The organism is Entomobacter blattae (assembly GCF_014672835.1).
GTDB classification, from domain to species: domain Bacteria; phylum Pseudomonadota; class Alphaproteobacteria; order Acetobacterales; family Acetobacteraceae; genus Entomobacter; species Entomobacter blattae.
The window spans coordinates 1,126,798-1,148,240 of record NZ_CP060244.1 but is presented as its reverse complement, the minus strand read 5'-3'; the positions used below and the strand labels follow the sequence as shown (position 1 = coordinate 1,148,240).

Below are 21,443 nucleotides of genomic sequence, written 5' to 3'. Positions count from 1 at the left end.
CCCGTAGGAGAAAAAGCCAAAATTGTAGGGACAAACCAGAAACAGCAGTAGGCCCGGGGGAAGTTAAGGCCTCTCAGATCCAGGCAGGTCATGATATCGAAGTTATGAACCCAGATTTGGTTATTTGCACCTTGGATAAAGGCGCAACCTTGGGTATGGAATTGACGGTGAACATAGGTAAGCGCTCTATGCCAGCTGTTGCAGGCCCGAGGATGCTCCTATTGGTCTTATTCCAGTATAAGGATGGGCAATTAAAGCCAAAAACTCTCCCCCCACGAAGGAGAAACCCCCTACGAAATGCTTGCCCATAACAAATGCTTGTCCATAACAGGAGAAGAACATCACCAGCAAAAGAACAGCAGACGAAAGATAAAAAACCGTGAAAGAGGGATAAAAAAGCCTGCCAGGAAGAACGGCCAGAAAGAACCTCTAAGAAGAACTTCTAGGAAGAAGAGGCTGCCTTTGAGGCTGCCCTTTCTGCCGTTTTAGCCTTAAGCTGTTCTTTTTGTTTTTTACGGTAGCCATCCAATATCTTGGCCAGGCCATATAAAAGCCCCAAACCAACCACGTTAACCCCAATCTGAAGGACCCAGCCATCATCGAAGGTGACAAACAACAGCCGGCCCAGCAGATCAAGAATAGTACCAGCTGAGAATACCTCAAGCGAATGACGGCCATACAAGGCTAGAATTTGCCCAGCCCGACTTTCAGAAAGTCTACTGGCCCATTGCGAGCTCTGCACCAAATAAAAAATGGCTAACACGTCCAAAAGCCTAAAAGGCGCCAGCACAGTTTTAGAAGGAGAAGCCAAGTCGGTGAGAAGCCGCATATCGCCCAAGCCCCAATTTTGCCAGGGGAAAACCTGCAAGAGCGAGAAAACCAGATACCCCCAGCACAGCACCACCAGCCAATGCCGCCGTGGAAAGCTCCCCCCACGAGGGGTGGTATACCAGGCTGAAACCACCCCCAGCACAAATAGGAACTGCCAGGCTACGGGGTCAAAATACCAGCCATCGGGGTCGAGCCAGTTTGTAAAATTAAAAGCAGGGTTAATGTTGGCATAAAGCCAAATAGCTCCACTAATGGCCAAAGTGGCGCCAACATTCCATTGAATCCCCAGAAAAATAAGGGGGAAAAGAGCCAATAGCACAATATAGAGCGGCAAAATATTCAAGTTACTTGGCAAGGCCTCCAACAACACCAGCCGCCACCACGACCAAAAATTATAGGCAAGCTCCGGCTCAAGAAAATCCACCGGCACGGGTGTAAAACGCCGCCAGAGCAAAATAATCACAATACTGCCAACAGCCATACAGAGCTGATAAATATAAAGGGTCACACAGCGGCGCAACAAGCGCAGCAATATCTGAGGCCACCCTTGCCTGATAATACCCCGCCCATAAGCCAACCATGAGGCAAAGCCCGCCAGAATCACAAAAATTTCTGCCGCATCTGCAAACCCCACATTGCGCATGGTAAATTTGCTCAACAGATTTTGGGGAATATGGTCAACAAACATCATGGTTAGGGCCACCCCTCTCAGGGCATCCACCCTATGATCACGAGGTGAGCGCTCTTTTTGAGGGGCTGAGCCCGCTTGAGGGGGTGTGCCCCCCCCTGGAGAGGCAGGCTCCCGCCCTGATGGAAGAGCAGAAGAAAAACCCGTTTGGGCAGAGCTATGGGGTATTTCCTGGCTCTGGGATGTTTTCTGGCTGTGAGGTGTTTCCTGCGCCGATCCTTGAGGAACACTGGAATTTGCCCCCTGGTCTGCCTTTGAAGCCTCACTTTTGGAGGATCCTTGAGTAGGGTTCTGGGTGATGCCTTGGGACAAGGGAGAAGTCCCTTGTACAGAAGAGTGAACGAGCCCTGGAGGTTCTGATAATGCCGAAAACCCCTTTTCCTGGCCTTCTGTTTCCTGAGTTGTTATTTCACGGGTTGTTATTTTCTGAGTCGTTATTTCATGGGCTACTGTTTCCTGACCTCCCATTCCTTGGGCTGCTGTTTGTTGAATGCCAGTTTGTTGAATTCCTATTTGTGGGGCTCCCGCTTTTTGGGCTTCTGTTTGCGGAACGCCTATTCCCTGAGGTTCTCTTTCCTGGGAGAACGTTTCTTGATGGGAGGATTCTTGAGAGGCTGTTTTTGGGGATAAGGTTTCCTGAGCGGGCGTTTCCTGCACCCCTGGTTCTCGCGTCGTTATCTCTGCTGCCTCTATTCCTTGTGATCCCATTCCTCGTAACCCAATTCCTTGTGTCCCGATTTCTTGTGACCCTGTTTCTTGTGATCCCATTCCTTGCGTTGTTGTCTCTTGGAGCTCTGTTTTTGGAGGGAAGGCGTTAGGGTGTACAATTTTAGCGGTGCCTTCTTCTTTCGAAGATTCCGCTTCTGCCGCCACCCCGGGCGGCAACATTATGGAGACACGCCCTTCATGAGAAGAAACCGTGGCGTTAGCAAAACTCGTAGAAGAAGAGGGGAATGAGGAGGGGTCTGAGGAAGGATCTGATGGGGGAGGTAATTCTGAAAAGGGCACGCTCCCCTCTATTGGCCCCCCCATTGGTTTAGGGGCTGACTCTGGAGTAGCGCTCTGGCTGCCCAGCTTGTTTTCTGGGGTGTTTCCATTAGGAGCAGGCACAGCATAACCCTTCCGTAATTGGCCATAGAATACTCAATTCATAACGGAAATACACGACCATTCCCCCCAGAGCAAGCCTGAAAACCACCTCCGAACAGCCCCATACAGACCCCAAACGCGGTTATAAACCCATATAATATCATCCCTCTCCCCCTCAACCCCTGTATGCCAGCCAGAATTGTCAACGCTTCATCCCATTTATTATTGGCCTCTTCTTCTCGAACCCCTTCTTCTCTGGCCTCTTCAGGGGCGGGCCAGGATGTTGGCGAAAACGAGATCAAAAGGTTTATAGGAGGTCAGCTGGGGGTATTCCACCCATTGCAAAAAAGAACTTAACTTGTTGGCCTAGATGGTTCATTTGGGCATTGGTATTGGCAACACGCACAGACCACGGCTCAATATCTACCCCAATAACAGGCTTTTTTAAAAGTGCGCTGACAACCATTGCCAATATGACAGAACCACACCCCATATCTATGGAAACACTATGAGTCGCTTCCAACCCCCTAAAGTTCCATCTTTTTACCGCTCCAGCAAAGCCTTTTCCCTCACTTGTTCCCGTTACATCAACTCGCTGACCAATAACAAAATATGCAGCGGTCAGGGTTTCTCCCACGGAAATAACAGCATCTTTAGAAATACGAAATTCTGTAAGTCTAGACTTTGGTTCAACCTTGCTCTTTGCAAAATAATCCGTTGAGGTTTGCGCCAGGCTATACTTTCTAATGCACGAAGGCAACCGCGGGTGGAGCCGTGCTCACCAGAGCCAAAGGCAATCCCTGCATCAAGGATAAGGGTAATTTTGGAAGAAGTGCTGGCGGGTAAATGAGTACCCCGCACCACAAACCTTCTACCAATATTTTGCTCGGGGCCTTTGTCTCTGCACCTTTGTCTCTGGTCTCTATTCCTCAGAGCGTTATTTCGCGGCATTGTTTCTTTAGGCATGACCTCTTAGAGGCATTGTGTCTCTGTTCCTGTTTTTGGGCCCTATCTTTGGGAGTATGGCTTTGGGCTGTACGGTTTTGGCGGTGCTCCTTTCCCCCAGATCTCTTCAATCCCATTCGATCCATTCTACCAACACCATGTCTACCGACATCCTTGCTGTCGATATCCTTACTACCGACATCCTGAACAGGCGCTATGGATACGCACCCTTCACGAAAAATAGCTGTGGCACCAGAAAAACCCCTTTGGAAAGGCTTTGTGGCATCCCTGCCCCTTCTTACCTTCCCTTATCAAAAACAAAACACTAAACCGTAATCGCTAAACTGTAATCCATATTCAGCTTTCGTATATTCCCCTCTTTTGCTTTCGTATATTCCCCCTTTTATGGTACAGTCTGGTTTATGGTACAGTCTGAATACGAGTTTTCTGAGAGACAGATTTTCTAAGAGAACAGATTTTTGATACGCGAGAACAACCAGAATAAAGTGAACCCTTCCCCTCATGCCCGATATGCCTGACCCCACCGCACCCAACCCTCTTCACGCCACTGGCCTCACCCTTCTGCAAGGGTTTATAGACCCGTTCAGCAAGAAGTCCCTCCCCCAAAGCCCACTTTTTGAAAGCCTGAAGATAGAGGGGAAAAAGGCTGTCATCGTCCTTCGCTGCACAGCGCGCCAAGGCCCGATGCTGGAAGGGCTTATTCCCAGTATTGAGCATATTATGCAATCGGTTCTAGAGCTTGAACGGGTTCAGGTGATTCTGACCGCAAGCCGCTCAGGCAGCACCGCCTCCCAAGACCCCCTCTCTCCCCCTGCACCAAGCCAAGCCCCGCCCCCTCAAAACATTACGGCCCCCAAGGGAAACCCCCAGAGTCATACACAGAGTCATATACAGGGTCATAGCCATAGCCTGGGGGGCCATATGCCGCAAACCCCTCCGCAGGGCGGGGGCTTTCCCGCCACGCCAACCCAACAGCCTGCTCACCATCAAGCCCCTTCAGCTCAGCCCCCAAACGTCCAAAGCCAGGAAGGCCAAAACATAGGAGCCCAAAATATGGGAACCAAAAAACTGGGGGTTCAAAACATGGAAGCTCAAAATCTGGAGACTCAAAACTTGGGGCCCCAAAATCCGCAAACCCAACATCAAGGGGACCAAAATCAGGGGATCTCTTCTGCCCCTCCGCCCCAGCTTGTCAGCCGGCATATTTCGCCCCATGCTGAACACAGGCCCATGCGGCTTAATGGCCCCCGCCCCACCAAACCTCAAGGCCCGCTCCTGCCCCATGTTAAAACGGTTATTGCGGTAGCCTCTGGCAAAGGTGGAGTTGGCAAATCGTCTACCGCGGTTAATCTGGCCGTAGCTTTAGGCATGGAAGGGCTGAAGACAGGGCTTATGGATGCCGATGTTTACGGCCCTTCGGTAGCCCATATGCTAGGGCTTCATACCAAACCCGAAGCTAAAGCAGGCATTCTTCAACCCATAGAAGCATGGGGGGTTAAGGCTATGTCGATCGGGCTGCTGGTTAACCCCGATGAAGCCCTGGTCTGGCGGGGGCCTATGGTGATGGGGGCTATTACCCAATTTTTAGGCGATGTCAATTGGGGCGCGCTGGATGTGCTGGTCATCGATATGCCCCCCGGCACAGGCGATGCCCAGCTCACCCTGGCCCAGAAAATTCAGCTGGGGGGAGCCGTTATCGTTTCCACCCCGCAAGATATCGCCCTTATTGATGCCCGACGGGCCATTCGTATGTTTGAGAAAACCAATGTGCCCATTCTAGGGGTTATAGAAAATATGGCCTATTTTACTTGCCCACATTGTGGAGAAAATAGCGAGCTCTTTGGCCATGGCGGTGCGCGCCAGGAGGCCGAAAAACAGGATGTTCCCTTTTTGGGAGAAATCCCCCTGGTGGTTGAGATCCGCAGCCATGCCGATGCCGGCACCCCCCTTGTTGCCAAGGCCCCGGATTCCCCAGCCGGCCAGGCTTATCGCCGCATAGCCCGCCAGCTGGCCGCAAGCCTTACGCAAACCGTAAGACCCTCTCGTTAGGAGTATTCCTCACCCCCATCTCATCATGGGATTATTCAACCTGTTGGGTTTAAGGGGGGGCGTTTATATCCAACCTCATCTGTACGAACTTTATACCACCCCGAGCTTGAAAGTTTTCTTAAATTTTCCATTCATACCAGACTCGCAAATTGCGTGCGTAAAAATGCCTGGTATGAGCTTGAAAGCGCTGTCGCTTTAACGGAATTATTGCAACCAACGATTAAGGTTCTTTCTCAAATATACCCTGGTTTTGCCTTTCATCTCATCAAAGAATTGTGCATCTCTCCTTACAGCGTGTAAAGGGAGCTTTGGTCTTTTCCCATAAGCTTTCCCTCTTACAAAGCCCGCAAAATCTTCCCTAAAGTGGGCCTGTGCCTCTTAAAGGGGGAGGAGGTGTCTAAAATATCTTTACGCTGAGTAGGTACATACTGAAGAGCATCATCAAGGGATCTGATTCCGCCATTTCTCAGCGTATTCTATTTCTCGGCGTATCAGAGGACATGACATATCGGCTACCGGCATAACACCGTAAGGCTTGTTCTTGCATGGAGGTTATTACATGGAGGGGAATAATAAAGCTGCCCTCATCCAAAGGCTGCTTGACATTTTTACTTGGAGCCGGTTAGCTTCACACATTACTGCGTTTTCACACCCGACCTATCAACGTGGTGATCTACCTATGTCTTAAAGGGAATGACGTCTTAAAAGGGAGTACGTCTTAAAACGATCCTTAATAACCCCCCATATCCTTGAAACTCCATGACTTGGGCAAAACCTCCACGATTTGGACATGGGAGATTGAGCTGGAGAAGTTGAATTGGGGGAGTTATGGCACAGGCCTCTTCGCGAACGGGAACCCCACAATTTTCGAATTTCTGGTTGTGCCTAAAGAATTTTTTCTGGTTTTTACCTCCTAAACGTTTGAAAGCATCTTGATGATCACTTCATCGGGAACCAAGTCCCCATCATCTATACCAGAGATTAAGAAAACATCTTCAATTGGCAATTATCTTAGCTTGTTTGCCAATTTCGGTTCCCTGCTTTCTCTCTGAACGCAATAGATCACCTATTAAAATCTGAGCGATAGGAAATTGTTGTTCTAATATGAAGAAGAGATAAAAACCCCCATGAAAGCACAATCTTACCCGGCTTACACAGATTCTCTCTCCTAAGTTTTCACAGCCTCATTTTTCAGAGTATAGCTATTTCGACAGCCAAGCCTCTTCAGGAGAAAACAGATACTCTCCGAAGGCACGTAAAAGCCTTTGAATCGGACAAAGAAAAACTTTCCTTATGACCGAACAGACTATAATCGAACAGGTGGAAAAACAAAAAACCTTCAAAGACATTTTGCAAGCTTTGGACCCATTGCTCCGAATAACAAACTGTCTCCGTTTTGTTTATTGGGTGCCAATGCCATTTTGCACACAGCTAGTGGTCGTATTACATCCGGCAGGCAGGGGGGGGGAGAAACATATCAGAGTCAAGCGCCCACTCCTCGCGATTGGGGGCGCAAAAGATCCGGGGGAAGTGGACCGTCAAGAACTGACAGCCCAGGTCAGGACAAAGAGGACAAGAAACGTTTTTAACGCCCTTATTAAATACCCTTGTGAATACCCTTTTTTAACATCCCTGTTTAACACCCTTGGTAACAATATTTAACACTCTCCTTTAACATCTCGTTTAACCCTCTTGGACACAAATTGGGCACAAACAAGAGAAGCAACAAGATTTCTGTTTGGGGTTACCCCTATTTCCGGCACAACCCGGCCGGGGCCTCAGTCGGTGGACAAAACCACTCATGCAGGGTTTGGCTTTTTCTCCCCGACAGCGCCACACCAAGGGCAATACACCCTATCACCATCACCACGGCCAAACCATATAATATCTTAAGGGAGAGCGGCGTATAATAAGGGTCGTGATAAGGATCTGCCACAAGAGGAGGCGATGCTGGCTGGACGGTAGGCTTAACTGGGCCCGGCTCGTCAGAAACAAAAGCCTCCTCCTCTTCTAATGATAAGGTTTGCAGTTTCTTCAGCCTTTCTTCCTTGGCTTTATCCTCAGCTTTATTCTCCTGGGCCTGAATCGTGGCCGCAAAAATATCGGGCGGGGGGGTAAGCCCCGCATAAGCCTCATTTTCACCCGCCTCTTCTGCTGCGTAAAACCCTGATGCTACGCCAGAACCTGATACTGTACCAGAACCCGAATGGGAAAATATTAACGCGTGGCTCACACTGTCATGATTCACACTATCATGGCTCATACTCTCTTGTCCCTGCCGAACGGATCCTGCTTCTTCTGAAGGGTTCCCTCCTTGTGCAGCGCCGCCACCAAAGCGTGGCCGACCACCCCCCTGCCCCCCCTCTGAGGCCAAAGAAACAGGAGAAGCTGGGAAAACCTTGGAATTCTGAGAAACTGTCACCCCCAAAACCTCATCCAACCTTTGGGATGAACCTTCACCCTGCGAAGCCCCCAGCTCAGGCCCCTCCCCTTGGGAAACACCAGCCCCAAAAGCATCTTCCGCTTTCTCGGAGGAGACATCTTTCTCGGAGAATACATCACCCCCCTGTGCTGAAGGATGAGAACCTGCCTCCTCCAAGGGGAATGCAACTTTCCCTGATGAAGAAGCTCTCAAATCTGGAACGACACTCTGGCCCGCGGGCAAGCCCCCTGCGGGTAAGACCGGGGAAGAATCCGCCTCCAATGGTGCATCTGAGCTCCCTAGAGGCAACAACGCAGCGTGCTCTGGTGAAGAGCTCGAAATGCGTGCTGGCGCCTGTTCTAGACCCCGTTCTGTTACCTGTTCTAGCCCCTGTGCTGGCGCCTCTTCTGACCCCTGTTCTGGCCCCTGTTCTGGCCCCTGTTGGATTGCTTCGGGCTTAGGAAAAAGAGGAGACTCAGCAGAGCCCTTTTCTGAACTCTTTTCTGGGCCCTTTTCTGGATTCTCATTTGGACCCTCTTGCGAGAAAACCTGTGGTGAATGATCTGGGAATATCCCTCCCTCAGAAGAGGAAACTGTCTTTCCCTCGTCTTTTCCCGCTTGCCCTGCGGGTTTGCCCCTATGCCCTACCCCCATGTACCCTGCCCCCATAGTTCCTCCTTAATCTGTCGAGTGTCTAAACCTGCCAAAAGATCGGCTGAAAAAGAACCCAAAAGGGAATTCCACCATAGCGTTTTCATCAGGCGGTTGCCAATAAGCCTAAGACCGAAGATGCCCCATGAAGCACAGCCCTAACACCTAAAGCCGGGCACCTAAAGCCGGGCACCTAAAGTTGGGCGCTAAGGCTGGCACCTAAGGTAACATCTAAGGCCGGGCACCTAAGGCTACGGGCTATTGATGGGCTACACCCCAAGGCCTACAGACTCTAAAAAAGGGCCAAAAGGCAGGCTGCGCGGGACCGCTGCCCCCTTAGGCCTTTAGACTCTAGGACCCCACTGAGGAGCGAACACCCAACCGACCACAAACCAACCCGTAAAGAGCAAACCTCAAATGGCCTATCCCCACCGCTATTGGGGCATAGACCAGATCAGCACCGATCCCAGAAACAGGGAAAGCAGCGTTAAAAGCAAAGCGTATTCTATGGCCTCCACCGGCTCTCCTTTAGCTGCCGTAATTGCAAAGAAGAACATCGTCTCGGGTTTCAAGATGATATTCTTTTTTTAGACCACGCTTTTTGATTTCATTTCTGTACCCCGCCTATTGACCATCCCACCTATCGACCCCACCCTATTGTAAGCCTGGCGGGGACTCCCCAAGGCCATACGCTCCTGGGCCATGCGCTCCTGGGCTGCAAGAGCGATTATTCAGGCCAACATACCCCTTAAACGCATGGAAAATGAAACGCTGGAGAAAACCGCCTTTTGGCCATCAATAGGGCACAAGATCTATAAGATAGACCAAGCCATAAAGAGAGCCCTTACGAGAACAGCCCTGGGTAGGCTGTGCTGCAAAAGCCTATAAAATCCTATTCTTATCTTTTCTTATCTTTTCTTAATATTTCCTTTTCTGATCTTTCCTTAACGGAAAAATCTCCTCTTAGTTGGCTTCTCTTAATTGGCTTCAAGCACATCCATTAATTCACGCCACTCGCGCTTGCTAAGGTTTGAGCTTTCCTGCTCAATTTTCTGCCCTGCCAGCATGGCTTTGAGCACCTTGAGCATACCTGCGGAGAACGTATAGGCCCCTAGTCGGTAATCCTTAAAGGCCATTGCAGTAACGGGCACCCATTTTTCCAGAATATCAAACATGACCTGGGCATAAGCCTGAATTTCAAACTGGGCATGGCTATCCATCCGCAAATGCAGAAAATGCAGAAAATTGTGCAAGTCCGTCTTCCAATACCATTGAGTATAGGTGTTGAGAGTAAGGTTCATGCGGGCCAGCTCACGCGCAAGCCCATAACCATGGCCGTTCTCTTCATCCTGCAGCATCAGCTCATAATGGTGATGGCAGCGAGCAGCATCATCTTTTAACAAGGCCAGCACCTCTGCTGCAGCCGACTCATCCAGCACTGCGCCCCGGCCCTGACGATTCTGGTGGCTTTGTGCCGCCAGGTGCTCGGGCTGGGGAATATAAAACTCTTTATCCATAATGGAATAACGGCCAGAATATTCGTTAACATTGGCGGTCCGATGGCGGATCCACTGCCGAGCAATAAAAATAGGCAGTTTGATATGCATCTTAATTTCGCACATCTCGAAGGGAGTAGTGTGCCAGTGGCGCATTAAATAGCGGATCAGGCCAGTATCTTCCGAGATCTTGCGTGTGCCCTTGCCATAGGAAACACGCGCAGCCTGTACAACGGCATCATCGCCACCCATATAATCCACCACCCGGATAAACCCATGATCCAGCACAGGATAGGGGTGGTAGAGTATCTCCTCGAGGGCGGGCACGGTGCTTCGCCGGGTTTGGGCAGTGGCTTGCCCTTGCTGTTGGATTTCTTCTTGTTGTTCTGAGGTAAAGCGCATATTTCTTCCCACTATTCTCTAAGACAAAGTGCACGCTTCTGCCCGCTGTTCTGCGGTAAAGCGCGTATAATAATGACGGCTAATCATGATGGCCTTTTTTTAAAATCTTTGCTGATCATCAGCTTCCTTATCACCAATCTGGATGACAATCCTTCCAGATAAAATCAATACTGAGAATTCTCCTGCCTCTCTAACAGAAGTAGCCCTTAAACAACAAACCTGTTCCCTCAAAAAAGGAATTTCCAAAGAGGGATACCACCAGCATCAATGAGTCAGCATAAAGGAAAAGCCCTTTTCCATGCAATTTTTTCGCCTTCCCCCTTTTCCTATACCAGGAAAAAGACTACATATAAACCTGCGGGTGATTCCGCTATGGCGATAAACGGTATTTGGAATAAGCGTAGTGGACCCGGGGGCAGTGCCCGGCGCCTCCACCATTGTGTTACTCTTGCTCTTCACGGTAAAGATTCATCTCGTTAAAGAGCAGGTCTTTGGGGGCGAAACAGGCTCGACACGCGTAGTAAAGATTTACTTTTCGCTCGGTATTGTACCACCGTCATCGGGCTATTTTTACAGATGCCAACGATAATTCAGAGGCACTCGCTGTTGCTGCATAAGCAATAAGCGCGGTTTGGGGGGCACCGGGCAACAGAAGCCCCCTACTGAAAAATTCCCAAAAAAAATCTGACCAAAAAACTTGACCAAAAAATCTGATTGGGAAAGCCTTTGCCTTCCCCCACAGAGTGAGAGCCAAATTATGCTCTCTCTGCTTATAGCCCCAGTTTTATACCTTGGTTTTATAGCTTTGGTTTTACATCATGAGGTCTATAACCCTTGGTTTTATAGCCCTGTTTATAGCTCTGTTTATAGCTCTGTTTATAGCTCTGTTTTATAATCTTGAGGCAGGTCTTCTATCAATTTTTTGCTAAGGTGGGCTGAGAAAGGCTTGGTAGATCCGCCATACGAAAATATTTTTCTATGCGTCCGCTCCTGCGCTTTTGGTGCCTGACCCAATGAAATATTTTTCCATACCGGGGGGGCCATAAGAGGGGCATAATACTCTACCCCTGCCACCAAATAATCCCTTAATGGCCTTACGTATCGTGTATAATAGAGCCCCGAGAAATGGGCTTTAGCGTATTTCTCACGAGGAATACCAGCTTTCCATTAAGCAGGCCAAGGCTAGCGCATCTATTCTCGCACGGCAGATCGGCAAGGCGATGATCAGGGTTCCCACATTCCTTACTGTCGCAGCAGGAACAACAGTGTTAAGGAAGTATTGAACAATCGTCCGTTTCCCAACCTTGATATCAGCTGTTACAGGCATACCAGGCTGGGGATGGAAAAACTCCGGCACCCCATGCAGGCTATAGTGATCAATATGAAGGGTAACCCTATAAAAGGGAAGCTGGTTATTACTAGGGCTGCCCCCGCTAGAGGACAGCCGTTTAACCGAGCATTGGCTTGCACATGCCTTACAGGCCAAACACTCAGGGCTGATCATAGGCTGCTTCCCAGCATGTTTCCTCTTTTTCTTTTAGCACGCTCGGCTTTACAAGAATAGGAAGGGCAGCCATAACCTCATGCGAAAAATTATAGGGTCAGAGTGCTTCTTCAAAACCCATTATTAAATAAGCGCTGGGCAATTTTGGCAAAGAGCCTTTCTTTTTCCTCGTGATTTCTCTCATAATTTCCATCATCATTTTCCTTATTAATTTCCCTGGGGAGAGGCCTTGGTATTTTCCTTGTTGTTTTTCCTATTGTTTTCCTTGGAGATTTCCTTAAGGCTTTTCTTGTGGCTTTTCTCTGGGGAATTTTTGGGGGCTCTCTTTCTTCAGAGCCGAGCCTGGGGCTATTTTAGCCAGCACAGTTTTAGACAGGATCATTTTTATTGAGAGAGGGTAATTTTTACCAAAGCGATTTTTATCGAAATAATTTTTTTGGCAGTTGATGAGGCCTTTCTTTTTGCCGAGGTGCTCTCCGCTGTAGTCGTGCATAAGGAGTCTATTCCTTCATTTTATTATGCAAACCAGCGGGTTGCTGTTCGGGGGCTACAATTTCGTGAACAATAGAAGGAAGTGCCGCCTCCTCAAATTCTAGCGTTGGAATTGAGATAATTTTTATTTTGGCGATTCCTGTGAGGTTTTATCAGCACCACTTGGAAGGAAACGGGGCTTGTCTGACCTTCTTAAGAGCAACCTTAAGGACAGGGACGATCTTTCAAGAGCAGCACTTCTGGCCAGAAAGCAGTGTTTGGAGAAAGCGATGTTTGGAGGGAGAAATTGTCTTGTGTAAGAAAAACCTTGTGTAAGGAAAATAAAGAACGAGAGATGCTTCTCAAAAGAATTCCTCCCTTGAAGAGCGTTTTGAACTCAGAAAAATTTGAGCCTAGAAAAGCTTTGAGCCCGGAAAATTTTTGAATCCGGAAAAATTTTAAACCTGGAGAATTTTGTACCTGGGAGAATTTTAAAGAAAGCCTTTCCTTTCCCCTACCTCTTTTAACATACGAGCTTTTACGCAGAAGCGCTGCCAGCTGGATGGGGAAAGCCCCAAACAATGTAAAAAAGCCCCTTTGAAAGGCAGAAGCAGCCCTTGTGTTTTTTATCATGCACCGCTTATAAGGGGTGGATAATTCTCGATTGATCATGTCTTTCATGCAACATCCCTTTAAGACTAAACTCTTGTGAGTGGGGCGCGCTTTCTTTTCTGATTGTTAATTTTTTTTTAGATGCTAATTTTGTCTCTATACTTTGAACCACCTTGCTGAACTTTAACCATCTTGCTGAGAGCTAGCTGGTAATGGGCCTTGTCTTTAGGCCACCAAGAGGCCATAGCAAGAGCAAGCCCCGACGACAACGTGTAGGAATACCCGATGACAGATGATAACGGCAACGATCCAACCATCCCCCCATTCTCCCATCTGCCTTACGAAATATGGATTGAAAACGCCCATCGTTATCTGGTTATCCAAACGCTAGAATATGTCGCCCAGTATGGGCTGCCGGGTCGGCATCATTTTTTCATCAGCTTTCGTACTGATATGCCCGGTGTTAAAATTCCCCAGCGGCTTAAAAGCCAATATCCCCAGGAAATGACCATTGTGCTTCAGCATCAATTCTGGGACTTGAAGGTAGATCGTAAAGCCCAGCTCTTTTCGGTAGGGCTTTCATTTGGCGGCGTTGGCAGCACGTTAATGATTCCCTTTAATGCCCTGGTTGGTTTTTCTGACCCCCATGCAGAATTGGCCATGCGCTTTACCCACCCTTCTGACCTTGAAGACCTGGATCCAGAAAATGCTGGCGAAAACGACCCTGAAAGTGGCGATACCCTGGAAGGCCCTCACCCTTTACACCCCACAAAGGCCAACCCAAGGCAGGTCATGAAAGTGGAAAATATTGCCGATATGGGAGAAACCTCCCAATCCCATTTTCATGAACCTTATAATGCCACCCCCCAGGAGGATCCCCTCCCCCAGAAGGAGGCAGAAATTATCAGCCTGAGCGCTTTCCGAAAAAAGGATAACACGCCCAAACCCGTGCCAACTGAGCCCCAGGACCCCTCAGAATAGAGATTCTCAACCCCAACGAAGACTCCCCCCCACCAAGAAATCTTTCAGGAATGTGCCGTTTCATTCGTTAGTGGGAATGCTCCATACTCCACCTCATACTCTGGCCCATACGTCGCCTCATACTCCGCCTCATACTCTGGCAAGATATCTGCCAGATAGAATGAAGGACCCTTGCATCATTCCAATCAATATTTCTTGTTGCCCCATTCTAGACCGTTCGCTGGCCCTTCGTATCAACCTCTCGTTCTTCAGGTTCTTCAGAAATGTCAAAAAATCTATAACGCAAAAAAAGGCCTTTAACGCAAAAAACCGAGGAAATGGCCAAAGAAATGATCGGACTCAAAAAGCCTTCCTTCCCCGCATTCTCAACCCCCTGACCTCTAAACCCGCTTCTTTCTCTCCCCATGTCCCGCAATGATAAACCCACTGATCCCTCCCCTGACCTAGATGGTAGCCAAGCTCAGGGTCATGTTCCTAACAGACCCCAAAAGGGAAAGGAAAACGGCCATAACCGTTCAACAAAGCCAAATTCAACAAAGATGAGGAATATCCCCAAAGAGCGTTTAAAAGGCCTACCCCTTGAGCAACACCATAAGCAGCGTCATGAGCAACCCCACGAACAGCCCAAGCCTCATTTCTTCCCTCCCCACGCCCAGCATCCCTTAACACCCCCTAACCAAGATCAAAAGGCTCAGGCTCAGGCTCAGGCTCAGGCTCAGGCTCAGGCTCAGGCTCAGGCTCAGGCTCAGGCTCAGGCTCAGGCTCAGGCTCAGGCTCAGGCTCAGGCTCAGGCTCAGGCTCAGGCTCAGGCTCAGGCTCAGGCTCAGGCTCAGGCTCAGGCTCAGGCTCAGGCTCAGGCTCAGGCTCAGGCTCAGGCTCAGGCTCAGGCTCAGGCTCAGGCTCAGGCTCAGGCTCAGGCTCAGGAAAAAAGTAAAACCCGCTCCTCCACCCGTGCAAGCCCTTTTTCCTTCTCTCATCCCAAGGCTTCAGAGCATAAGCCTTTCCCCGATGCTTCAGTCATTTCAAGCAAGGAAGTTCCCCAAAAAATGCCCCCCAACAAAGCAGAGAAAGAACATTCTCCTTCTGAAGAAAAACGCCCTTACGCCAACCTGTTTTCTGCCCTACCAGAAGACATTCTCTGGGAACAGCTCACCCCATCCAGCCTCGGGTTTTCAGGCTCTGGTTCTTCAGAGGAGCATGGGGGCCCCTCCCCTTCCCTAAAGAAGGCTGAAAACTCCCAGGAGAATAGCCAGGAAAGTAGCCAGAGGAATAACCAGGGGCATAGCCAGGAGAGCAGGCAGATTACTCAGAGTCGTGAAAGTCTCCTCACGACCGAGCAGGCCTTGTCCCCACGATCGGCCCCCAACACACCGGCCAGTGATAGAGTCTGGCAAATCTCCCCTTCCAAAGGTCAGAGGCCGAGGGCCTTACCACCAGAGCCAGTGGTCCCCCTCAAAAAACCCCACCAGGGGGCCCATCAAGGCAGAGAAGACCAAAATCCCCCTTTCCAAACCATGCCTCCTTCCAAGAAGGCTTCTGAACATTCTGCCGGGGGAAAGGGTGAAGCTAATCCTGAGGAAAATTCTGGAGGAGATTCTGAAAGGATTTCTCAAAGAGGTGCTCCAAAAGATGCGAAAGGGGATACTGAAAGGGATTCTGAAAGGGATTTTGGGGCCACGTCTCATCATTCTTTGGATATCCCTACTTCGGGCATTCATTCTTCAGGCACCCCTACTTTGGGCGTCCCTACTTCGGACACCACCACTTCGAACACCCTTGGGGAAATTTCTTCTGAGACTCTTTCTGAAGATGTTTCAGAAAATATTTCAGGGACAGTTTTTGAGGCCCACTCCCAACCAAACGATCCCATAGCCAGAAGAAAAAACCTCAAAGCCAACGAGCCACAGGGAAACAAGTTAGCCAACACAGCGCAAAAGGGGCAGCACCCTGAGGCGAGCACGCACCACAAAGCCTCCTTTAATACTGGACCAGCTCCTAGACCAGCTCCTGGGCCAACTATTGGGCCAGCTCCTGCCTCACTTTCCTATCCCTCTTCTGGAGAATTCCCCCCTGATAAACCTCCTTCTAGCAAACCTCCCGCTGGCGAATTCCCCTCTGACAAATCCTCAGACTCACGGCTAGCTTTCCCAACGGAAGAGTCTGCCCACTCCCCCTTTGAGGCCTCCCTTGAGGCCTCCAACACCCCTTTTAACAATTTTGGCCCCAATCCCTTTAATCTCGAACATCTTAATTCCGAACACTTTGATCCCAAACCCTTTAACCCCGAAAACTTTGACCCCAAACATTTCGGTCTAGAGGTTTCAACCCATCGGGGGAAAACCATTCTGCATATTCCAGCCCAGCTGATCACGGCCCTTACCGCTAAGGCCTTCTACAATGTTTCCTTCCTGTATCATAGCCAGCATCTGGCCCAACTTGCCCATATCCTTGATGATGCAGAAGCCTCAGATAATGACCGTTTTGTTGCTCTTTCCCTGCTTAAAAATGCTGTCATCGCAGCTCAAGGCCAACTGCCCATGTGCCAAGATACTGGCACCGCCATTATCCTGGGCAAAAAGGGGGAACGGGTATGGTGTGAAGGATCGCTGGAAGCAGCCCTTTCCGCGGGGGTCTATGCCACTTATACCCACCATAATCTGCGCTACTCCCAAATGGCTCCCCTTACCATGTTTGAAGAAACCAACACCCGTAACAACCTGCCGGCCCAAATTGATATTATTGCCAGCGAGGAGAAAACCCACCAGGCAGCCCCCCTTCAGGAAGACCACGCCCAAGAAGACCATGCCCAAACGGACCCAAACAGCCTTACCTCCCCCAACAAGGACCCCAACAAGGAAGAGGCTGCCACCACCCTGGAGCTGCTTTTTATGGCCAAGGGTGGAGGATCGGCGAACAAAACCTTTTTGTTTCAACAAACCCGTGGGCTTTTAGCCTCCCGCAAGACTTTGCTGGATTGGCTTAACACCACCTTGAAAACCCTGGGCACCTCAGCCTGCCCCCCTTACCATCTGGCAATTGTCATAGGGGGCCTCAGCGCAGAAATGACGCTAAAAACCGTTAAGCTTGCCTCAGCCCGTCAACTGGATAACCTACCCACCACCGGCTCTGCCCAGGGCCGCGCCTTTCGTGATAGAGAACTGGAAGCCGAAATTCTGACCCTGACCCGCCAATTTGGTATTGGGGCGCAATTTGGCGGCAAATATTTCTGCCATGACGTACGGGTCATTCGCCTGCCGCGCCATGGGGCCTCCCTCCCTGTGGGGATTGGGGTTTCCTGCTCAGCCGATCGGCAGATCCGTGCCAAGATTACCCCTAAAGGCGTGTTTTTGGAGGCTTTGGAAAAAAATCCGGCCCGCTTTCTCGAAAACATCACCCATCATCATCTCGGCCCTGCCGAAGCGGTTCCCATCTCCCTACACCAACCTATGGACCAGATCCTTTCTGCCCTTTCTGCCCTGCCACCTGGCAGCCGTATCACCCTGACGGGGCCCATGATTGTTGCCCGTGATATAGCCCATGCCCGCTTTGATGACCGACTGAAAAAAGGCCAACCTTTACCGGACTATCTCTTAAAACATCCTATTTATTACGCCGGACCTGCTAAAACGCCGGCCCATCGGCCTGCTGGTTCCTTTGGCCCGACTACGGCAGGCAGGATGGACCAATATATGGAAGCCTTTCAAAAACAGGGGGCTGCACTGATTACCCTTGCTAAGGGTAACCGTTCTGCCATTGTACGGAAAAGCTGTAAGAAATATGGTGGCTTTTATCTGGGGTCTATCGGTGGGTCAGCCGCAGAGCTCACCCAGGATTCCATCCGCACCATGGAATTGCTGGATTTTGCCGATTTAGGCATGGAAGCCGTTTGGAAAATTGAAGTACAAAATTTCCCCGCCTTTATTATTATTGACGATAAAGGACATGATTTTTACGAGAATTTAATATAATCTTTACTTATTCTTTGGTTTCTGTCTTATTTTCGGGCCTTGTACCCAAGGCAGAATCGCCATGACCGCCAACCCTATTCATGAGTGACAGGTTTATACCCATTATGCGCTTTACTGTTGACAGACTGGACCATATCGTCATCACTGTTCGGGATATTGAAATCTCAGCGTCATGGTATCAAAGAGTACTAGGCATGGAGCGGATAGAATATGGCCGCCATAACAGGACAGCCCTTTTATTTGGTGGCCAAAAAATTAACCTGCGCGCTTATGGCAATAATGAATGGAAAAGCGCTGAAGATGCCCTACCCGGCACTCAGGATCTCAGCTTTGTTACAGCCGTAAAGGCAGAATTTACAGCCCAACATCTGCAAAAATGTGGGGTGAGCCTTGTTGAAGGGCCCGTAGCCCGTATAGGGGCTCTTGGGCCTATCACCTCGCTTTACTGCCACGACCCCGATGGCAACCTTATTGAAATTGCCACTTACCAAAACTAGATTTCCCTTTTTTAAAGATTCCCCTCACAAAGCCCAGAACCAGGGCTTATCAAAGGAGCTCTTAAAAAAAAGCCCGGGCCATAAACCTGGGCCAACGACCCTTCCCTCTCTACCCTGCTGACGAAACTTTGTATCATCACGCGGCTTGCATCATCCTACGCGAGAGGGTTATTTCAACCTTTTACATTTCTTACTCATCTCTTTTCCATACCCGCATTTTCCATATCCGCATATGATGACACCCTCAAAAAACAACCCAGACCCTTTTTCAGTCCCTTCCTCCACAACCCCTCCCAAGGCCCCTTTCAAGACCCCTGCCAAAAGCGAGCCCTCGTCAGGCCTCCCCGAAAACCCACCATCTGCAAGCCTTAAAAAGGGTTCTCATTCTCGCTATCGCTGGGCCGATCGCTTTTTATACCCTTATATTAACGACCGCCCCCTGGCAGGCGAGCCCAGATCAGACCGCCCCTATCACCCCCGCCTTTATGCCTGCGAGTTTGCTGCGACAACCATTCTTATGCTTTTTGGCATTTGCAGCAACGTGATTATTGGCTCCCCTTATAGCCCCATCAGCCATTTTCTCTCACAAACACCCACCCTTCAAGTGGCCCTTGAGGGGTTGCTGTTTGGTTTTGGGGGTACCTTGGGAGCAATTTCCCCTTTTGGCCGGGTCAGTGGTGGACACCTTAACCCCTCTGTCAGCCTGGCCTTTATGATCTCCAGTAAATTGGTCTGGCGCGACATGCTGGGGTATATGGCCGCCCAGATCACGGGGGCCACGTTTGCCACCTTCCTGGTTGTTTTCCTAGGGATGTTATGGCCCTTATGGGGGTTGTGGGCTTCCTCTCTGCATTATAGTGCTACCATTCCTAACCCTCATTTTCCTATTGGCATTCCCCTTTTGGGAGAAATCTGCGCTACGGCATGCTTGATCATCATGATCTTTTACTTTGGCTCGCGAACCAATAGCTTTTACCAAAAGCTTACCCCATGGTTGGTAGGACCACTGTATTTCATGATCAACCCTTTTGAAGCCTGGTTCTCTGGCGATAGCACCAACCTTGCCCGCAGCTTTGGCCCAGCCTTGGCTTCTGCCCAATGGTATCAGTTCTGGATTTATGTCATTGGCCCTTTCATTGGGGCAGCCCTGGTACCGTTACTGCTTAAAGCAAGCTCTTTTGGTATTCTGAAAATTCGCGAAGCCCGTATTACCAACTTTGGCCATCGAGGTTACGCCCCTTACCTTATTCCCCCTGAAATTCCACTTCATCACCTTCACCCCCTGCCTCCCCAACAAGCTTCAACCACCCTTGCAGAGCACCCTACCCCTTTAGAAGAAAAATAACCCCAAGAATCAAGAATGTTGGGCTGGCTTTCTCTTGCTCTTGCTCCACCATCTCAGAACAGCCCACCCCATACCCCCTTCTCACGAGAGACCCCCAACAAAGAGGAACTCTTACTCCCTCCCCCCTGCAAAAACCAACAATACAAAGCGGGAAATCCATGGACAAAGGGTGTAAGAAACGGCTGAAGCCTAGCTCATCCCCCCTCCTATGGGGGATGCTTTCACGGCCGGTATACCCACTTTACCAGAGGCTGTAATCCTCCAAGGGTGAAGAATACCAAACTATACCTTTTTGCTTGGCTATATTCCAAGCCATTTATCCCCGCGTAGGCGGGGAAAGCCTTTGGTCATATACCTTGCTATACACCATTCAGGTTCATCCCCGCGTGAGCAGGGGCTCTTATCTTACCGATAGAACAATAAATTTTCAACCCGGCTACTCATACCCTCTCTAAAAGAATATACCCCCAGCAGAAATATACCAATCACCTCAATGAGTTTCCCCGCGTGTGCGGGGAACACGTTCCGGCGCAGGAATACCTTACCGTCACGGTCGGTTCATCCCCGCGTGTGCGAGGAACACTACAGGAGAATATGGGGGTGGGCGATGCAGGGCGGTTCATCCCCGCGTGTGCGGGGAACACCTCTAATAACGTAAAAAACGATGTAATTTCCACGGTTCATCCCCGCGTGTGCGGGGAACACAAGGGCAACCCCTATATGACCCACCCTTTCGCGGTCACCAATATCCTTGATGATCGGCCATTTGCACCTTGAGAAAAAACCAAAAAACCATCCCATCCCCTTCTGCCTGATAACACCCCTAAAAAAAATCAATCCTCTCTTGCCAAGAGACTCTCGCTCTAGGGGAAATCCGTGACCTGATCTCTCACCTTAAGAACCATGGCATCGAGATGTTTATCGATCATCATGTCAGAGAGACGCGAGAGATTATTGAAGAGATCTCTTTATGAGTTCGGCTATTTGGCTACTCATTGACCGAAAGGTTCTGGCCGCTAGTTTTACCCACTGAAGGGAATAGGCATGATATAAAAGAGACCCATTTTATGGAAAATACAAATTACAGAGAATATAAGGGGCCAAAATCCTCACAAAATGCCTCACTCAGGAACCGGGACCGCATTGAGCCAAGAGCAAAAAAAGCCTGAAAAGGGCCATCTATCAAGGTGCCTTCTTCTAAGGATAATCCAAAGATAATCCAAGGTATGTTAATCTCATAAAAACCTGCCCCTCTCCCTTGGCATCCCTTTTGGCGTCCCTTGTAAAGACCCCTTTTTGGAGCGCCTACCCCTCCACATTACCCTTTAGGGGCCCTTACACCATTAACACGCTATTACCGCATTCTTCGAGTGTAAGCCCCGATTCTCAGCCACTGCGAACGTTCCAGATCCCTTTCGCTCTGTGAATAATTTCTAAAAGCTATCTTTCTATTTTTAAGGATTGTTCTTCC

Annotated in this window: 12 protein-coding genes, 1 other RNA gene and 4 pseudogenes; 10 read left to right on the top strand and 7 right to left on the bottom strand. The window is 49.6% G+C overall.

Features of this window, described 5'->3' with window-relative positions; translation table 11 throughout:
• Positions 1-41 precede the first annotated feature (41 nt).
• Positions 42-238, top strand: a pseudogene (locus JGUZn3_RS05050) (DNA-directed RNA polymerase subunit alpha); the annotation flags it as partial.
• A gap of 204 nt (positions 239-442) precedes the next feature.
• Here JGUZn3_RS05050 and JGUZn3_RS12870 read toward each other — a convergent pair.
• From JGUZn3_RS12870 to JGUZn3_RS05030, 4 genes and pseudogenes are all read right to left on the bottom strand, one after another.
• Positions 443-1,552, bottom strand: coding sequence for an OpgC family protein (locus JGUZn3_RS12870; protein WP_408871768.1), 1,110 nt, complete (start codon positions 1,550-1,552; stop codon positions 443-445).
• Positions 1,553-2,667: 1,115 nt separating this feature from the next.
• Positions 2,668-2,910, bottom strand: coding sequence for a hypothetical protein (locus tag JGUZn3_RS05040; RefSeq protein WP_203414569.1), 243 nt, complete (start codon positions 2,908-2,910; stop codon positions 2,668-2,670).
• Between the two features lie 5 nt (positions 2,911-2,915).
• Positions 2,916-3,317 (bottom strand): annotated as a pseudogene (gene rplC, locus JGUZn3_RS12865) (50S ribosomal protein L3); the annotation flags it as partial.
• Positions 3,317-3,499 (bottom strand): annotated as a pseudogene (locus JGUZn3_RS05030) (50S ribosomal protein L11 methyltransferase); the annotation flags it as partial. The pseudogenes rplC and JGUZn3_RS05030, both read right to left, overlap by 1 nt.
• A 92-nt stretch (positions 3,500-3,591) precedes the next feature.
• On the opposite strand from JGUZn3_RS05030, the gene JGUZn3_RS05025 reads away from it, so the two are divergent.
• From JGUZn3_RS05025 to JGUZn3_RS12860, 3 genes are all read left to right on the top strand, one after another.
• Positions 3,592-3,882 carry a hypothetical protein gene (locus tag JGUZn3_RS05025; protein ID WP_203414567.1) on the top strand — a complete coding sequence of 97 codons (291 nt, stop codon included), beginning with the start codon at positions 3,592-3,594 and terminating at the stop codon, positions 3,880-3,882.
• A gap of 613 nt (positions 3,883-4,495) precedes the next feature.
• On the top strand, positions 4,496-5,623 hold the full coding sequence (locus JGUZn3_RS05020; RefSeq protein WP_408871767.1) for a P-loop NTPase: 1,128 nt from the start codon (positions 4,496-4,498) through the stop codon (positions 5,621-5,623).
• A gap of 30 nt (positions 5,624-5,653) precedes the next feature.
• A complete protein-coding gene (locus tag JGUZn3_RS12860; RefSeq protein ID WP_203414823.1) occupies positions 5,654-5,923 on the top strand; it encodes an IucA/IucC family protein in 270 nt (89 codons plus the stop codon).
• A gap of 1,450 nt (positions 5,924-7,373) precedes the next feature.
• On the opposite strand, the gene JGUZn3_RS05010 is transcribed toward JGUZn3_RS12860, so the two are convergent.
• Together JGUZn3_RS05010 and thyX are read right to left on the bottom strand one after the other, a co-directional pair.
• Positions 7,374-8,714: a hypothetical protein gene (locus JGUZn3_RS05010; protein ID WP_203414566.1), complete on the bottom strand. Its 1,341-nt coding sequence runs from the start codon at positions 8,712-8,714 to the stop codon at positions 7,374-7,376.
• Between the two features lie 959 nt (positions 8,715-9,673).
• Complete coding sequence (gene thyX, locus JGUZn3_RS05005) at positions 9,674-10,594, bottom strand: FAD-dependent thymidylate synthase (RefSeq protein WP_203414565.1); 921 nt, start codon at positions 10,592-10,594, stop codon at positions 9,674-9,676.
• Between the two features lie 317 nt (positions 10,595-10,911).
• On the opposite strand from thyX, the gene ssrA reads away from it, so the two are divergent.
• Positions 10,912-11,258, top strand: a transfer-messenger RNA (tmRNA) gene (ssrA, locus tag JGUZn3_RS05000).
• A 480-nt stretch (positions 11,259-11,738) separates the two neighbouring features.
• Here the strand turns inward: ssrA and JGUZn3_RS12855 are convergent.
• Positions 11,739-12,098, bottom strand: coding sequence for a hypothetical protein (locus tag JGUZn3_RS12855; protein WP_408871759.1), 360 nt, complete (start codon positions 12,096-12,098; stop codon positions 11,739-11,741).
• Positions 12,099-13,466: 1,368 nt separating this feature from the next.
• Here JGUZn3_RS12855 and JGUZn3_RS04990 point away from each other — a divergent pair.
• The 5 genes and pseudogenes from JGUZn3_RS04990 to JGUZn3_RS12375 all read left to right on the top strand — a co-directional run.
• Positions 13,467-14,162: an SspB family protein gene (locus JGUZn3_RS04990; protein ID WP_203414564.1), complete on the top strand. Its 696-nt coding sequence runs from the start codon at positions 13,467-13,469 to the stop codon at positions 14,160-14,162.
• A 2,363-nt stretch (positions 14,163-16,525) separates the two neighbouring features.
• Positions 16,526-18,130, top strand: a complete 1,605-nt coding sequence (locus tag JGUZn3_RS04985; protein ID WP_408871766.1) for a FumA C-terminus/TtdB family hydratase beta subunit — start codon at positions 16,526-16,528, stop codon at positions 18,128-18,130.
• Positions 18,131-18,234: 104 nt separating this feature from the next.
• Positions 18,235-18,627, top strand: coding sequence for a VOC family protein (locus tag JGUZn3_RS04980; protein WP_203414563.1), 393 nt, complete (start codon positions 18,235-18,237; stop codon positions 18,625-18,627).
• 232 nt (positions 18,628-18,859) lie between these two features.
• Positions 18,860-19,972, top strand: coding sequence for an MIP/aquaporin family protein (locus JGUZn3_RS04975; protein WP_238996907.1), 1,113 nt, complete (start codon positions 18,860-18,862; stop codon positions 19,970-19,972).
• An 851-nt stretch (positions 19,973-20,823) separates the two neighbouring features.
• Positions 20,824-20,931: pseudogene (locus tag JGUZn3_RS12375) on the top strand (LPS export ABC transporter ATP-binding protein); the annotation flags it as partial.
• Positions 20,932-21,443 lie beyond the last annotated feature (512 nt).

What these genes read in the sequence shown, in the direction of transcription:
- thyX (WP_203414565.1), bottom strand. Translation starts at nt 10,594, where the DNA reads ATGCGCTTTACCTCAGAACAACAAGAAGAAATCCAACAGCAAGGGCAA.
- JGUZn3_RS04990 (WP_203414564.1), top strand. Translation starts at nt 13,467, where the DNA reads ATGACAGATGATAACGGCAACGATCCAACCATCCCCCCATTCTCCCAT.
- JGUZn3_RS05020 (WP_408871767.1), top strand. Translation starts at nt 4,496, where the DNA reads ATGCCGCAAACCCCTCCGCAGGGCGGGGGCTTTCCCGCCACGCCAACC.
- JGUZn3_RS04975 (WP_238996907.1), top strand. Translation starts at nt 18,860, where the DNA reads ATGATGACACCCTCAAAAAACAACCCAGACCCTTTTTCAGTCCCTTCC.
- JGUZn3_RS05010 (WP_203414566.1), bottom strand. Translation starts at nt 8,714, where the DNA reads ATGGGGGCAGGGTACATGGGGGTAGGGCATAGGGGCAAACCCGCAGGG.
- JGUZn3_RS12855 (WP_408871759.1), bottom strand. Translation starts at nt 12,098, where the DNA reads ATGATCAGCCCTGAGTGTTTGGCCTGTAAGGCATGTGCAAGCCAATGC.
- JGUZn3_RS04980 (WP_203414563.1), top strand. Translation starts at nt 18,235, where the DNA reads ATGCGCTTTACTGTTGACAGACTGGACCATATCGTCATCACTGTTCGG.